At 65.7% G+C, this 13,549-nt stretch carries 15 protein-coding genes; 2 read left to right on the top strand and 13 right to left on the bottom strand.

Going from position 1 to position 13,549, the window contains the following annotated elements; translation table 11 throughout:
• Positions 1 to 68: 68 nt before the first annotated feature.
• Together CAF53_RS17505 and CAF53_RS17500 are read right to left on the bottom strand one after the other, a co-directional pair.
• Positions 69 to 1,235, bottom strand: a complete 1,167-nt coding sequence (locus tag CAF53_RS17505) for a sulfotransferase (protein WP_100239535.1) — start codon at positions 1,233 to 1,235, stop codon at positions 69 to 71.
• A complete protein-coding gene (locus CAF53_RS17500) occupies positions 1,235 to 2,248 on the bottom strand; it encodes an alcohol dehydrogenase catalytic domain-containing protein (protein WP_100239025.1) in 1,014 nt (337 codons plus the stop codon). The genes CAF53_RS17505 and CAF53_RS17500 overlap by 1 nt, the downstream gene beginning before the upstream one ends.
• Before the next feature lie 217 nt (positions 2,249 to 2,465).
• On the opposite strand from CAF53_RS17500, the gene CAF53_RS17495 reads away from it, so the two are divergent.
• Positions 2,466 to 2,786 (top strand): 2Fe-2S iron-sulfur cluster-binding protein, encoded by a 321-nt coding sequence (locus tag CAF53_RS17495; protein ID WP_046764094.1) that lies wholly within the window; start codon positions 2,466 to 2,468, stop codon positions 2,784 to 2,786.
• A 28-nt stretch (positions 2,787 to 2,814) separates the two neighbouring features.
• Here the strand turns inward: CAF53_RS17495 and CAF53_RS17490 are convergent, their stop codons facing one another.
• From CAF53_RS17490 to CAF53_RS17440, 11 genes are all read right to left on the bottom strand, one after another.
• Entirely contained in the window at positions 2,815 to 3,642 is an 828-nt protein-coding gene (locus CAF53_RS17490; RefSeq protein WP_242443503.1) for a TIM barrel protein, read from the bottom strand.
• On the bottom strand, positions 3,620 to 4,711 hold the full coding sequence (locus tag CAF53_RS17485; protein WP_100239023.1) for a CoA transferase: 1,092 nt from the start codon (positions 4,709 to 4,711) through the stop codon (positions 3,620 to 3,622). The genes CAF53_RS17490 and CAF53_RS17485 overlap by 23 nt, the downstream gene beginning before the upstream one ends.
• 3 nt (positions 4,712 to 4,714) lie before the next feature.
• A complete protein-coding gene (locus CAF53_RS17480; RefSeq protein ID WP_100239022.1) occupies positions 4,715 to 5,542 on the bottom strand; it encodes a CmcJ/NvfI family oxidoreductase in 828 nt (275 codons plus the stop codon).
• A gap of 20 nt (positions 5,543 to 5,562) precedes the next feature.
• A complete protein-coding gene (locus CAF53_RS17475) occupies positions 5,563 to 7,029 on the bottom strand; it encodes an AMP-binding protein (protein WP_100239534.1) in 1,467 nt (488 codons plus the stop codon).
• On the bottom strand, positions 7,026 to 8,126 hold the full coding sequence (locus CAF53_RS17470; RefSeq protein WP_242443502.1) for a hypothetical protein: 1,101 nt from the start codon (positions 8,124 to 8,126) through the stop codon (positions 7,026 to 7,028). Before CAF53_RS17470 ends, CAF53_RS17475 begins: the two co-directional genes overlap by 4 nt.
• Positions 8,044 to 8,601 (bottom strand): hypothetical protein, encoded by a 558-nt coding sequence (locus tag CAF53_RS17465; RefSeq protein ID WP_100239021.1) that lies wholly within the window; start codon positions 8,599 to 8,601, stop codon positions 8,044 to 8,046. The genes CAF53_RS17470 and CAF53_RS17465 overlap by 83 nt, the downstream gene beginning before the upstream one ends.
• 60 nt (positions 8,602 to 8,661) lie before the next feature.
• Positions 8,662 to 9,561, bottom strand: coding sequence for an SMP-30/gluconolactonase/LRE family protein (locus CAF53_RS17460; protein ID WP_100239020.1), 900 nt, complete (start codon positions 9,559 to 9,561; stop codon positions 8,662 to 8,664).
• 11 nt (positions 9,562 to 9,572) lie between these two features.
• Complete coding sequence (locus CAF53_RS17455; RefSeq protein WP_157801286.1) at positions 9,573 to 10,526, bottom strand: SDR family NAD(P)-dependent oxidoreductase; 954 nt, start codon at positions 10,524 to 10,526, stop codon at positions 9,573 to 9,575.
• Positions 10,516 to 11,280: an SDR family NAD(P)-dependent oxidoreductase gene (locus CAF53_RS17450; RefSeq protein WP_100239533.1), complete on the bottom strand. Its 765-nt coding sequence runs from the start codon at positions 11,278 to 11,280 to the stop codon at positions 10,516 to 10,518. Before CAF53_RS17450 ends, CAF53_RS17455 begins: the two co-directional genes overlap by 11 nt.
• Positions 11,281 to 11,299: 19 nt before the next feature.
• Positions 11,300 to 12,226: an SDR family NAD(P)-dependent oxidoreductase gene (locus CAF53_RS17445; RefSeq protein WP_157801285.1), complete on the bottom strand. Its 927-nt coding sequence runs from the start codon at positions 12,224 to 12,226 to the stop codon at positions 11,300 to 11,302.
• 114 nt (positions 12,227 to 12,340) lie between these two features.
• Positions 12,341 to 13,063: a GntR family transcriptional regulator gene (locus CAF53_RS17440; protein ID WP_100239532.1), complete on the bottom strand. Its 723-nt coding sequence runs from the start codon at positions 13,061 to 13,063 to the stop codon at positions 12,341 to 12,343.
• A gap of 183 nt (positions 13,064 to 13,246) precedes the next feature.
• On the opposite strand from CAF53_RS17440, the gene CAF53_RS17435 reads away from it, so the two are divergent.
• On the top strand, positions 13,247 to 13,522 hold the full coding sequence (locus CAF53_RS17435) for a hypothetical protein (protein WP_046763827.1): 276 nt from the start codon (positions 13,247 to 13,249) through the stop codon (positions 13,520 to 13,522).
• Positions 13,523 to 13,549 lie beyond the last annotated feature (27 nt).

Below are 13,549 nucleotides of genomic sequence, written 5' to 3'. Positions count from 1 at the left end.
GCGGCGGCCATCCTTGAAGAGGCCGCCGCCCAGATCCCCCAGATGCAGATCCCTCAGATGCAGATCGGTCAGATATAGCCGCGCCGCGCGCGGTAGGCGGCGAAGCGTTCCTCCAGCCCTTCCCGCGTCAGGCCGAAATCCTCCGGCCTATGCTTGGGGCCTTTGCTCGGCTTATGGGGATGGGCATCGAGCCAGGCCTGCATCGCGCCCTCCGTCTCGACCGTCAGCGTCAGGCCAAGCTGGTCGTAGATGGAACGGATCGTCGCCATCTGGTCACGGGTGAAGTCGCGGAACTCGACATCGATGAACGTCGCGGCGCTTTTCGCCCGAACCGACTCGGCGCGTTCCAATGACTGCGCCCACATCTCCGCCTCGCGCCGCCCGACATCGGCGCGGTCGGCCTTGTCGCCGCAGAAGGCGCGGCGCGCCGAGAAGATGAGATTGCTGACCGAAGGCGTCGAATCCACCGGATCACGATGGGTCTGGATGATCTTCGCGTCGGGAAAGACGTTCAGCACCTCCTGCAAGGAAAACAGGTCGGTCGGGTTCTTGAGCAGCCAGCGGCGATCGTCCCCCGCGCCGATCAGACGCAGCACGTCGGCCAGCCAGCGATAGCTGTCGGTGTCATCGCGCCCCCGGTACCAGCGATCATAATTGGGCACCTCCCACATGGACGGCCACATATTGCTGGCAAAGCCAGAGCCGAGGATGAAGAGGGATTCCTCGATCCCCTCCGCCGTCATCATATGATCGTCGGCCGATTCCGGCGACGCTTGCAGATAGGCGTCCAAAGATGCCTTCTCCGTCCGATATTCGGCAATACCGTCCCACGTCTCCCGCGGCGGGCGCGGCATGGGATAGACGGTCAGCCAATGTTCCGGCCCCTGGAACTGCGGATCGAGCGACATCAGCAGGTGCAGCGCCGTCGTGCCCGAACGGACGAGACCGGCGATGATGATCGGCTCCCGGATCGGCTGCTCCAGCACCTCCGGCCGTTCCTTCAACCCCTTGACCGCCAGGGCGCGGGTATCGAGCGACTGGCCGATGCGCCATGCGGTCGCCTGCACGCACGCGGGATCAAGGTCGAGCGCGCGGATGTCGGACAGCAGCAGGCCCAGCCCCTCGCGAAAGCCGGGGTCGCCAAAATCGTCCAGGCCAGTGCGCGCCGTCGAGGCAGCCAGCAGAGCGTCGAGGGTCAATATCCGTTGGTCCTGGACAATGGTTTCTGTGCTCATCAGGCTGCGCTCCACGGATCGACATGAATCTTGGTTTCGTTGGCGCCGGCGCGCAGTTGCTCGAACAGGTCGGGGAAGGCGTCCAGGCCCACCGTCCGCGACACCATCAGGCGCGGCTCGACATGCCCGGCGTCCAGCGCGTTGGCGCTATGTTCGAATTCCCTGAGGTCATAGGCGAACGAGAATTTGATCGTGACCTGCTTCCAGGTGGCGAGCGAGGGCAGGATCGGATCGGGCGAGGTGCAGAAACCCAGCGAGACGACCGTGCCCCCCGGCGCGACCAGTTCGACCGCCTTCTGCGTCATGCCGACCGCGCCGACGCATTCCATCACGATGTCGGGCATGCCGCCCAGCGCGGCCGAAACGCGCTCCGTCTCGCCATCGCCCAGGGCCTCGAAGCTGTCGGCGCCCATCTGTATCGCCAGATCGGCGCGCCGCGCCGAACGGGAAATGGCCACGATCTTCCCCGCGCCCAACAACCGCGCCCAATAGATGGCGGCAAGGCCGATCGACCCGGCGCCCAGCACCGCGACCTTCGCGCCCGGCTGCATCTGCGCCAGCCGCACGCCGCGCAGGCCCACGGCAAGGGGTTCGATCAGCGCGCCGTCGGCAGGCGTCAGCGTGTCGGGCAGCACGATCGAACTCGTCGCCGCTATCCGCATATATTCGCCAAAGCCGCCGACAAGGCCCTGCATCTGCGCGCAGGCCATCGGATAACCGGCCAGGCAGGGCGCGCAGCGGCCGCAGCCCGCCACCGGCATGGCGGTGACGAACTGACCGACCTTGAGCTTTTCGACGCCTTTGCCCAGCGCGACGACCTCCCCGCAATATTCATGGCCGATCACACTGTTGACGGGGAAATCATTGCCATGCCCGGACGTCATGTGCAGGTCCGTGCCGCACACGCCGCAGCGCGTGACCTTGATGACCGCTTCACCCTCTCCGGGCTGGGGATCGTCCACCGTCTCCACGACGAGCGGCGTTCCCGCGCCCTTGAATACCGCAGCCCTCATCTCTCTCTCCTAAAATCTTCTACCATGCCATTATAGATACTTTTAAGTACCTAAACTGGCAAGGCGCGTGGCACGAAATGGTCGGCCTGCGGCCGAACCTGCCCGTCGCGGGAAGAGGTGTGAAGATCGGCGGCGAGTGATCGCAGACATGATGTCCGGGACGGTCGGCGGCATAAGCGCTTTCCGATCGCGCCAAGCCGGTTCAAAGGGGATCACCATGGTCCATGTCACCTTCATCACCCCCGCCGGGGTAACGACCACGCTGGACGGAGACGTCGGCCAGTCGGTGATGGACATCGGCAAGCGCGCGGGCGTCGAGAATATCATCGGCGAATGCGGCGGCAGCGCCGCCTGCGCGACCTGCCATGTGCATATCGATCCCGCGTGGATCGATCGGGTGGGTCCCCCATCCGACGATGAGTGGGACATGCTGGATTTCGCCCATGGCAAACGGTCGGATTCACGCCTTTCCTGCCAAATCCGCCTGACCCCGTCACTGGACGGGCTCATCGTCTACACGCCTGAACGGCAAGGCTGAGGCGCGAGGGCGCGCGCCACGCGAAGCGTCAACCGAGCGCCCTGAGCGCCGCGACAGCCTCCGCTTCTCCCTTGATGCCCGGCATCTTCGGCATCAGTTCCGCCTCTACCAGCCCGCGCCAGCCTATTGTCCGCAGCGCCGCGATGATCGGTGCAAAGTCGATCACGCCCGCGCCGGGCTGCACGCGGTCAGGCATGTCGGCCATTTGCACGGCCGAGAGGATGTCGGCATGCGCCACGATCGCCGCTGCCATGTCTTCGCCCACGCAATGGCAATGGCAGCTATCCAGGATCAATCCCACCCCGGCCGCCCGCGCGACAGCGGCAACGTCGGCCACGCGCTCGACGAGGGCCAACGACACACGGGCACGGCTGACTGTCTCGATCGCCAGCGCCACGCCCCGCTCCCCAGCAAGTCTGGCCGCGGCAGCGAGATTCTCCGACGCCCTCGCAACCTGATCGCCCTGCGGCCCGCCGCAATCCAGCAGGATCGCATTGATGCAGCCGCCCCCCATGCGCTCCGCAGCCGCCAGGCTCTCCGACATCGCCATTTCCATGTCGGCGACAGGCGCGCCCCAGAAGAAGGGCGGCTCCATCCCCTGCACATTATGGGTGAAGCTCCCCATCTCCATCCCATGGCTGCGCAGCGCAGCGCCCATGCGCCGCTGCACCTCCGGCGCGCGCGTCTTCAAACCATTGTCGGTGATACCGGCAAAGCCCAGACCAGCCGCGCAATATATCTGCGCGACCGGATCGACCGATCCGGCGGTCGCGGCCAGCAACGGCGCGTCAGGATCGGCTATGCCAAGATGCGCGGCGATCCGCATGGGGTCGTCAGCCTTGGGTCCAGCGCTCAAGCGCTGCGTCCGCATCCGTGCCCAGCGGCGGGTTCACTTCACCGATCCGACCCGGCGTCTCCGACAGGCGCGGCGCGGGTGCGGCCAGCGCCAGATCGCCCAGCGCGTCATCCGCCACATGGACCAGACTGCCACGGGCGCTCACATGCGGGTCCGCCAGCATGTCGTCGATGCTGTTGACCGGCGTCACCGGAATGCGCCGGGCGACGAGCTGCTCCATCAGCACCGCTTGCGGCACGGTGGCGATCCAGGCCGCGACACGGGCATCCTGATCGTCCCCCTCCCCGCCCGCCAGCGCCACCAGATCAGCGGCGTGCCGGGCGGTGCTGGCGGAAATGGCGACATAACGACCATCGGCCGTGCGATAGACATTGCGCAACACGCCGGGCAGCCGCGACCCGCACCGTTCGGGCGAACGGTGCGGCTCCCACCTTTGCCCCGCATGGGCGACGATCTGGAGGATGGGTTCGTAGAGGCTGGCGTCCACTTGCTGCCCCCGTCCGTTGCGGTCGCGCCAATAAAGCGCCGACAGGGTGCCGATCACCGCGCTCATCGCGCCTACCGCATCGCCCAACGCCACCGAAGGCAGCATCGGCGGCCCGTCGCTGGTTCCCATCAGCGCGGTCAGGCCGCCAAACCCTTCGCCAATCGTGCCTGAACCCGGCCGGTCCGCATAAGGGCCGGTGCCGCCGAAACAGGATAGGGACAGCATGACAAGACGCGGGTTGATCGCGGAGAGGACATCCCATCCCAGGCCGCGCCTGGCCAGCACGGCGGCGGGATAATTTTCCACCAGCACGTCGGCTTGCGCCACCAGCGCCTTCAGCCGTTCGATCCCTTTTTCCGACCGCAGGTCGAGCGCCAGGCATCGCTTGCCGCGCGCGACGACCGGCCACATCTTGCTGTCGCGGAACAGATCGCCCTCCGGCGGCTCGATCTTCAGCACGTCGGCCCCGAAATCGGCCATGATCGTCGCGGCCAGCGGCGCGGCATAGAGCGACGCCATGTCGATGACCTTCAATCCCGCCAAGGCGCCCGGCGGGATGCCTCCCCTCCCCTGTCCGTCCATTCGTCAACACACTCCTGTCTGCGGCGCCATGTCGGGAAAGACGATGAGCCGATATTCGAAACTTTCGCGCGGCGGCACCGGCCCTGTCGGATTGCGCAGCGAAAAAGCGGTGTGGGGCGCACAGGAGGTTGCGGGTTTGCGCGAATCATATTGGGTGAAGAACAACGCCTCGTCCGGCTGCATGTCCGACATGTAATACCAGCGATGCGCGGGATTGTGGGCCAGGCCATAAATCTCGCTCTCTCCCTGCGCATGGACGTGGCGGATCGGCACCAGATCCTCCGCCGCCACGCTTTCGGGCGCGCAAATGGCCAGCGGATCGTCCCTGAGCGGACCGCTGATGGCGCGCCAGAAATTGACGATCATGAAGGGTTGCCCCGCCAGCGCTTCGGCGCTGCCGCCCAGCCTGTCCCGCAGCAGCGGACCGATGCTGCGCGGCGTATAATCGCAATGGGCGCGGAGCAGCGGCTGGCGCAGCGTGCCCGATCCGCGAAAGGCGGATGGCCCGGATGGGCGACGGCGCACCGCATGGTCCCAGGGCAGGACCAGACAGTCGCCCAGCAACGCGCGGGCCGCCGCCGCCATCGCGGGCGCAAGGTCGCGGCGCACCGCTTCATCATCGTCGAACGCAGCGAAACCGTCCGTCAACCGAACCGTCGTCAGCGTCGCGGGATCAAGCGCGTCCTTGTCATCGCGAAGGTCGCTGATCGTCATGTCGTGCGCGTCGATGACGACATTGTCGATGGGCACTCCCGCGGGAGGATCGACATACCATGTGGTCGGGGCAGGTGCGCTGCGGTCGATATAGTTGATCTGTCCCGTTACGGTCATGGCATCCTCTCCTGTCCCATTCAGGCTGGCGCAGCCGCGAGGAAATCTTCCCGCAACCTCCGCTTCACGATCTTGCCCGTCTCCTCGCGCGGCAGCGCGCCGCTCACGATCACATGGCGCGGGACCTTGTATCCGGCGATCCGCTCGCGCAGGAACGCCTTGATCTCTTCGGGACCCAGCGTCCCGCCGGCCTGGACATAGGCGACCAGAGCCTCGCCAAATTCAGGGTCGGGCACGCCGAACACGGCGCAGTCGGCCACCGCCGGATGCTCCAGCAGAGCGGCCTCCACCTCGGCCGGATAGATATTCACCCCGCCGGATATCACCATGTCCACGCGCCGGTCGCAGAGGAACAGAAAGCCGTCTTCATCCAGCCATCCTATGTCGCCACAGGTGATCAGCCCGTCATATTCCACCGCGGCGCGCTTTTCGGGATCGCCGTGAAAGGTGAAGTCGGGGGTTCCGTGAATGCGAAGATAGATGTCGCCCGTCCGTCCCGGACCTGCCCACCGGCCGTCTTCGCCGCGGATACGGACTTCCCCCGTCAGAACGGGCCGCCCGACGCTGCCGGGCCGGGCCAGCCATTCCTCAGGACTGATCTTCGTGACGACGCCGGTCTCGGTCGACCCGTAGGTTTCATGCAATACCGGGCCCCACCAGTTCAGCATGGCCCTTTTGACTTCGGGCGCGCAGGGCGCACCGGAATGCACCACATGCCGAAGGGTGGAAAGATCATAACGCGCCTTCACCTCTTCGGGCAAACGCAACAACCGCACGAACAGCGTGGGGACGAGCGCGCTATGGGTCACGCGATGCTTCTCGATCAGGCGGAGGCATTCTTCCGAGTCGAAGCGCTCCATGACCACCACCCGGCCCCCGGCGCCGAAGGTCGCCATCAGGATCGCCTGGCTGAACAGATGGTAAAGCGGTCCCGTCACCAGCGCGACATTGCCCGGCGCGGCGTCGTGGATGACGGACAGGACCCGCGCGCGCTGCGCGGATTCCTCGCCCGTCGCGGGCAGGCGCTTGACCGCCTTGGGCTTGCCCGTGGTGCCCGACGTATAGACCATGGAGGAACCAAGGCCGTTGCCGTCGCCCGCATGGGGCGGATGCGCGGCGATCCAGTCGTCATAATCCTGACGCTCGCCCTTCCCGCCCAGCGCGACGACGGGCAGATCGTCGGGAATCTCCCCTTCGATGCCGTCGAGCAGGTCGGCATGGCCGATCAGCAGCCGGGGCGCGGCGTCGCGCAGCACATAGCCGATCTCCGCACCATGCCAGTGCCAGTTGATGGGCACGCCATAGGCGTCGAGCTTGCGTACCGCCAGATTGGCTTCCAGCACCGCAAAGTCGTTGCGCAGCAGCAGCGCCACCGCATCGCCCGGGCCGACACCCGCCGCCGCCATCGCGCTCGCCAGCCGCGCCGCCCGGTCGAGCAGATCGGCCCGCGCGCGAACGCGCTCGCCGATGATCACGTCACCGCTCATGGCGCTGAAACCGGCCTGGTGACGGTGAGGCATGTGCCCCAGCTATGGATCATGGCGGCATGCAGGCCACCCTCGCCGCCGCCGACCATCACCAGCACGTCGTCGGGCGTGGGCACCAGATGGACGCGGCCATCCGGCTTGATCCGGCCCAGCTTCCCAATGGGATCGCGATATTCCGGCCGGAACCAGTCGATCGGCAGCGCGCATTTATCCCAGATATAGGCCTGAACATCCTCGATCTTCGGATAGGCCTTCGCGATCACCTCCGCCCAGATCGGGTTGATCACGCACAGCGTCTCGGCAAAGGCGGAGGAGGGGAGAAAACCGTTCGCCCCCGGATAGGCCATGGACTTGGCGATCATGTCGAGGAAACCGTCGGCGCTGTTCGCCACCACGTCGCAGATATTGGCCGTGCCCATCGCGCCATAGGCCGTGACGGCATCGCCCGGAACGCCGCGACGTTCCGCCAACGGCGTCCAGGGGGAGCGTTCCTCCCATTCGCCGAAGACGATGCCCGCGACGCGTCCCGGCGTGCCGTAGACGCTTTGCGAGGTCGAACCGATCAACTGGCCCGCCACATTGCGCATGATCAGGCGGATGGCCCGGCCGATCGCCACCGCGGGCCCGGCAACCCCGCCCAGGCACCCGGCCTGACAGGGAATGTCCAGCCGGTTGCGGATCGGCCCGTTGACGATCACCGCGGGCACCACCGATCCGGTGGTGGCGTTGAGGCCAGCAAGGTCGAATTTGGAATCGGCCATCGCCGCGATCGCCGCGCACAGCAGCGGCATGGCATCGCCCGTGCAGCCTGCCATGACGGCGTTGATCGCGATCTTCTCGACCGTGCATTCGGCGCGCAGCGGCGGCAGCACGGCGATCAGCTCGTCGGGAAAGCGCCCGCCGGCGATCAGGAAATCCTGCACCCGCTCCTGCGTCGGCGGGATCAGCGGCAGCCCGTCGCCCCAGCCCTGCGCCATGGCGAAATGGTTGAAGGCGACGATGTCGTCGTCGACCTCATGCCGCCGACTGCTCAGCCAGTCCGCTTCGCACCCCGAAATTCCGCAGGAACGATCGATAATGGTTTCTTGCAATGTCATGGACCTGCTCTTTGGGTAGAATGTCGAGTGGATAGGGAAGGATATGCAGGCGCAGGCCCGATCGACCGCCCCGCTTCGCCAGATTATGGGCCAGCCCTTCGAAATGCGCCGTCGCCACGGCAATGGTCGGTATGCCGGTGGCCGCCGCCGTCAGCGCGTCGGCGATGGTCCAACTGGTGCAGGACCCGCAATTGCCAAGGCCCACAATGGCCATGTCGCTCCGCTCCAACAGCGCGCCATATTCACGGTCGGCCTGCACGCCTTCCTCGCCGGTACGGCCGCAACTGCGCCAGAAGGTCACTTCCGCGCCTTCCGCCCGCAGCCCTTCGGCCCAGATTTCGCTGACCCAGTCCCAGCTCCGCCACAGCATGTCGATGCGGATCGCGATCGTCTTGCCCGCAAGCGCGCCTGCGTCAGGACCGGGATCGGCAATATCGTGCGCCAGGGACGCGCTGGGGTCGAGAATTATCGTCATATCGTCACCTCGCGACTTAATTTGCATGTTGCATGCAACATGTCAATCAATCCTGATGCGTCAGTAGCGATAATTTGGCTCCGCAATCCCGCCGAAACCCGTGTCGATCGCAAAGACGCCCCCCGCCTGCTCGCCCAGCGGCTGATCGCCCGGAAGGTGCCGATGCGCCGCGGACGTCAGGTAAAGCGTGGCCATATCCGGCCCGCCAAAGGCGATTTTGGTGGGTTGCAGCACCGGCACGGCAATCTCCCGGTCCAGCCTGCCGTCCGGCGTGTAGCGCGCCACAGCCCCCTTCATCAGCAGGCACACCCAATAGCCGCCCTCCGCATCCACCTCCGCGCCGTCGAAAATCCCGTCGCCGCGGTCCCGCTCTATGAAGACGCGCCGGTTGGAAGGCGTTCCCGTTTCGATGTCATAGTCGAACGCATAGACCACCCCGGCCGGGGAATCGGCCAGATACAGGGTCCGCCCATCGGGGCTGAAGGCCATGCCGTTGCTACAGGTGATGTCCCGGATCACCTCGGTCAGCCCGGCGCCATCCAGCCGGTAGATGGCTGCGCCTCCAGGCACCTTGCTCTCGAAAAAGGAAAGGTCGACCGATCCGATCAGATAGCGGCCCTGCCGGTCGCAGCGCCCGTCATTATAGCGGTGCGTCTCGACGGGATAGGGCGGCGGCGCGGCGATGGGCTCCAGCGTGCCGCTGGTCCGGTCGAAATCGAACAGCCCGGTGCGCAGCGCCACGACAACCGGATCGCCCGCGCCGCGCAGCGCGAAGCTGCTGACATGGGCGAGCATCTGCCAGCTTTCATTGATTCCGCTGGCCGGATCGAAGGCATTGAGCCGGCACGCTTCCTGATCGACCCAGAACAGCTTTTGCTCCGCCACGGACCAGACCGGCGTCTCCCCCGATTCCGCCCTGATGTCCAGCACGCAGCGCACAGACGCATCCCTCTCCCGCATCCTTCGCTCCTTCATCGGATACCCAGCACCAACGCATATTCGTCATAGACATCCGCCGGCTCATCCAATTCGTCGCGGCGGCAGATCGCGTCCCAATGCTTCTCGATCTCGGCGGGTCCGGGCATTTCATCGCCCTCCACCTGCCACCCCCTGCTGACGGCGAGCGGCACCTCGCCATAGCGCCCGAAGGCATAGGAGAAGACGCCGCGCGTACGCGCGCAACGATCGCTCGCCAGATAAAGCGCCAGCGCCGCGCTATAGCCCGGATCGCCCTTCCGATTGGCTGCGAAATCAATGCGGTCCATGCTTGCCGCGAAAGCAGGCAGTTCCCGGAAGCCGCTGCCCATGGCGACGCCAACCCGGCTTGAAGCGTTGGGCATCAGCACATTGGAGACGATGCCATGAGGCGCCCCCTCAATGGCGACAATGTGCGACAGACCGACGATTCCCGCCTTCGCCATGGCATAATTGCCCATCCAGCCATGGCCGAACATGCCCGTGCCCGACCCGGTGAAGACGAAGCGACCATAGCCTTGCGCGCGCATCTGCCGGAATGCCGACTGGGCAAGGAAGAAACTGCCCTTCAGATGAACGTCGATCACCCTGTCCAAGTCGTCGGCGGTCATGTCCTCGAACCGGTTGTTGACGACGATGCCCGCGCTGGGGATCACAACGTCCACCCGGCCATAATGGTCGAGCGCGCACTGGGTCAGCTTCGCGCCCGTTGCAGGATCGGCGACATTATCGTGATTGGCGACCGCCTCCCCGCCCAGCGCCCTGATCTCCGCCACGACGGCATCGGCCGCCTCGTGCGACGCCCCCTGCCCATTGGGGGCGCCGCCCAGATCATTGACGACGACCTTCGCGCCGTGCCGCCCCAGCGCCAGCGCGTGGGCGCGCCCGATGCCATTGCCTCCGCCAGTGACGACCGCCACCCGCCCCTCGAACCAGTTCTCAACGGTCATAGAAGGCGCGCCCCCCATCGACATGCAGCGTACGGCTGGTGATGTAGCCGGCGCCCTCGCTGCCCAGGAATACGATCAGTCCGCCGACATCCTGCTCCCCATCGCCCATGCGGCGCATCGGGATCATCGAAAGATGATGCCCGCGCTCCGCTTCGCTCAGGCTCTGCCACCAGACATCGAACAGCGGCGTCGCCACCATGGGACAGACAGTGTTGACCGTGATCCCATATTTCCCCCAGCCGGTCGCCGCCGTCTTGGTCAGGCCCCTTACGCCTTCCTTCGCGATGGCATAGGCGCCGACCTCCGGCAGCCCCATGGTCGCGCCGCCCGAACCGAAGTTCACGATCCGCCCGCCCCGCTCCTTCATCGTCGGAAAGCAGGCCTGCATCATATAGAGCGATCCGTGGATCGACGAACGCAGGACCAGGTCCAGATTGGGCTCGTCCACTTCCTCGATCGGCCGGTTATCGGTCGATACGGCATTATTGACCAGCAGCCAGACGGGGCCGAGCTGCGCCTGCGTTCGGGCGACGGTGGCGTTCACCTGCCCCCGGTCGGTGATGTCGCATGGCGCAACGATGGCGCGTCCTCCGGCCCCTTCGATCTGCGCCCGCGTGCGCTCCAAAGTTTCAACCGTCCTGCCCACCAGCGCCACCGCCGCGCCGGCCTTGGCGACCGCGAGCGCGATGCCGACGCCCATGCCGGACCCGCTGCCCGTGATCAGCGCGACCTTGCCTTCCAGGGGTCCTGCCATATCTTGTCCTTCTGCCAATTCAGAACAGGCCGGACTTGCCGCCCGTCCAGGGGATGTGCTTGAAATAGCGCTCCGTCTGCGCCCACAGCGTGGGCGTGATGGTGGGTTTGCTGAGATCGCGGATCAGGTCGATATTGGTGGCTATGCTTTCCGGCGTGATCGCCGGATCGAACAGCCCGTCATTGTCGAAGATGGCCAGCCGCGCGACGCGACCGCCGCCCACATTGAAGACTTCACCCCCAAAATCCAACGCATCGCTGCAAAGATAGGCGACCAGCGCCGACACTTTCTCAGGCTGGAAATGCGTACGATACCAGAGCGCCAGATCCTCGTGCGAGCCCTCCGTCAGCCGGGAGGCGCCGGTGGGGAAAATGCCGTTCACCAATATATTGTGCGGCCGACCGTCGAACGCCGCGTCCTGGGTCAGTCCCAGCAGCCCGGCCTTGCCCGCCGCATAGGGTCCCAAATGCCCCGCCCCCAACACCGCCGACGACATGACATTGACGATCCGCCCGAAACCCTGATCGCGCATCAGGGGCCAGACGCGGCGCAGCAACATGTAGGGACCGATGAAATTGGTCCGCAAAACCCCTTCAATCTCCTCATCGGTGAAAGCATCGGGCTCGCCGATCAACGATCCGCCGGCATTGTTGATCAATATGTCGACACGGCCGAATGCGTCCCGCGCATGGTCGACGATGGCCCGCGCCGCCTCACCGGTGCCCACCATGTCGGCATTCGCTTCGGCTTCGCCCCCTGCCGCGCGGATTTCGTCAACGACCGCCTGCGCGTGCGATATGGTGCCGGGCGCCAGCGTCGATTGAGCGCCGCCATAATCGTTCACCAACAGCTTCGCGCCCCGCGCGGCGAGAAGAAGCGCATGGGTCCGGCCCATTCCCCGCCCGGCGCCGGTGACGACGGCAACGCGCCCGTCCAGTCGAATCATACGCAATCCTCTCGCCCGTTGCCGATGATTATACATGCAACATGCAGGGGATCGACGATGCGGGCACAGGCGCGCGAAAGCATCGCCTATGCGTTGGGCGCGCGCGGACCCGTTTCAGGTGGGCGGTTGGTCCTGGCCCGCCGAACGCTGCTGGAAGGCGCGGGTCCGCTCGATATGGGCGCGCATATGGCGCTCCGCCGCATCGGCATTCCCCGCCTCTATGGCATCGATGATCGCCTTGTGATCACGCAGCACGGCGCGGCCACTCCAGCCCTGGGCGCGGGACAGGCGGCTGTTGAGGACCCGCAACTGCTGGTCGATCTGCACCAGTTGGCGGGCAAGCCGCCCATTGCCCGCGCCGTCACGGATCATCCCGTGAAATGCCGCATCCAGCTCGACATGGCGTGCCAGATCATTTTGCGCCACCATCGCCTCATGCTGCGCGAACAGCGCCTTGAGTTGCGCTATGCCTTCCCCGTCCATGCGCTCCGCCGCGCGACGCACGGTGATGATCTCCAGCCCCTCGCGAATATCCAGCAGGTCCAGAATGTCCGCGGTTCCGCCCGCGATCACCGCCACGCCCGCGCTGGCACGCGGCTCCACCAGCCCCTCGCGCTCCAGGGCGATCAGCCCTTCGCGGGCAGGGGTGCGGCTAACGCCCAGCCGCTTGGCGATTTCAGGTACGCTCAGATGCATGCCCGGCGCCAGGGCGCCCGACAATATCGCACTGCGAAGCCGCTCCGTCACCATTTCCGTCAACGCTTCCGGCCGAGCGAGGGGTTCGAGATGTCCCGACGCGTCCTGCTCCGCACCGGCATGTCGCTGTTCATTCTGCATGCAAGGCTCCATGCCCTGAAAGCTGCGGTGATTCAATGCCGACGACGCCGCCCGGCGACTTCCCCTGAAAAGCCCGAAGGCGACAGGGTTCATATAGGTGATCGCTGTGGGGTGCCGTCGCTTTCATTTTGTTCGCCCCGCGACAACATGATAGCGGGCCGCCAGACTAATCATGAGGCATATATGAAATATCTTTTCGCTCTGGCTGCCGCTTTGTCCTTTTCCGCCGTCGCGGTCGCGCAGGACGCGCCCGCCATCAAGGCCCGCACCATGGTCAAGACCGCTGACGGCGTGCGGATCGGATTCATCGATCGCGTCTTCCAGAATGCCGAAGGCGCCCCGACATCCGTGCAGATCATCTACAAGGGCCGCTTCGTTTCGATTCCGGCGGCAACCCTGTCGAACGGCGATAAGGGCCTGGTGACGAGCCTGACCGCCGACGATCTCAAGAAGCTCTAAGTCCCGGCGCAACGGCGAAGCGATGCG

The organism is Sphingobium sp. LB126, from assembly GCF_002795205.1.
In the GTDB taxonomy this organism is placed as follows: Bacteria; Pseudomonadota; Alphaproteobacteria; order Sphingomonadales; family Sphingomonadaceae; genus Sphingobium; species Sphingobium chungbukense.
Note: the sequence above shows the minus strand (reverse complement) of the source record. Positions and strands in the feature narration are given on the sequence as shown.

What these genes read in the sequence shown, in the direction of transcription:
- CAF53_RS17505 (WP_100239535.1), bottom strand. Translation starts at nt 1,235, where the DNA reads ATGAGCACAGAAACCATTGTCCAGGACCAACGGATATTGACCCTCGAC.
- CAF53_RS17500 (WP_100239025.1), bottom strand. Translation starts at nt 2,248, where the DNA reads ATGAGGGCTGCGGTATTCAAGGGCGCGGGAACGCCGCTCGTCGTGGAG.
- CAF53_RS17495 (WP_046764094.1), top strand. Translation starts at nt 2,466, where the DNA reads ATGGTCCATGTCACCTTCATCACCCCCGCCGGGGTAACGACCACGCTG.
- CAF53_RS17485 (WP_100239023.1), bottom strand. Translation starts at nt 4,711, where the DNA reads ATGGACGGACAGGGGAGGGGAGGCATCCCGCCGGGCGCCTTGGCGGGA.
- CAF53_RS17480 (WP_100239022.1), bottom strand. Translation starts at nt 5,542, where the DNA reads ATGACCGTAACGGGACAGATCAACTATATCGACCGCAGCGCACCTGCC.
- CAF53_RS17475 (WP_100239534.1), bottom strand. Translation starts at nt 7,029, where the DNA reads ATGAGCGGTGACGTGATCATCGGCGAGCGCGTTCGCGCGCGGGCCGAT.
- CAF53_RS17470 (WP_242443502.1), bottom strand. Translation starts at nt 8,126, where the DNA reads ATGACATTGCAAGAAACCATTATCGATCGTTCCTGCGGAATTTCGGGG.
- CAF53_RS17465 (WP_100239021.1), bottom strand. Translation starts at nt 8,601, where the DNA reads ATGACGATAATTCTCGACCCCAGCGCGTCCCTGGCGCACGATATTGCC.
- CAF53_RS17460 (WP_100239020.1), bottom strand. Translation starts at nt 9,561, where the DNA reads ATGCGGGAGAGGGATGCGTCTGTGCGCTGCGTGCTGGACATCAGGGCG.
- CAF53_RS17455 (WP_157801286.1), bottom strand. Translation starts at nt 10,526, where the DNA reads ATGACCGTTGAGAACTGGTTCGAGGGGCGGGTGGCGGTCGTCACTGGC.
- CAF53_RS17450 (WP_100239533.1), bottom strand. Translation starts at nt 11,280, where the DNA reads ATGGCAGGACCCCTGGAAGGCAAGGTCGCGCTGATCACGGGCAGCGGG.
- CAF53_RS17445 (WP_157801285.1), bottom strand. Translation starts at nt 12,226, where the DNA reads ATGATTCGACTGGACGGGCGCGTTGCCGTCGTCACCGGCGCCGGGCGG.
- CAF53_RS17440 (WP_100239532.1), bottom strand. Translation starts at nt 13,063, where the DNA reads ATGCAGAATGAACAGCGACATGCCGGTGCGGAGCAGGACGCGTCGGGA.
- CAF53_RS17435 (WP_046763827.1), top strand. Translation starts at nt 13,247, where the DNA reads ATGAAATATCTTTTCGCTCTGGCTGCCGCTTTGTCCTTTTCCGCCGTC.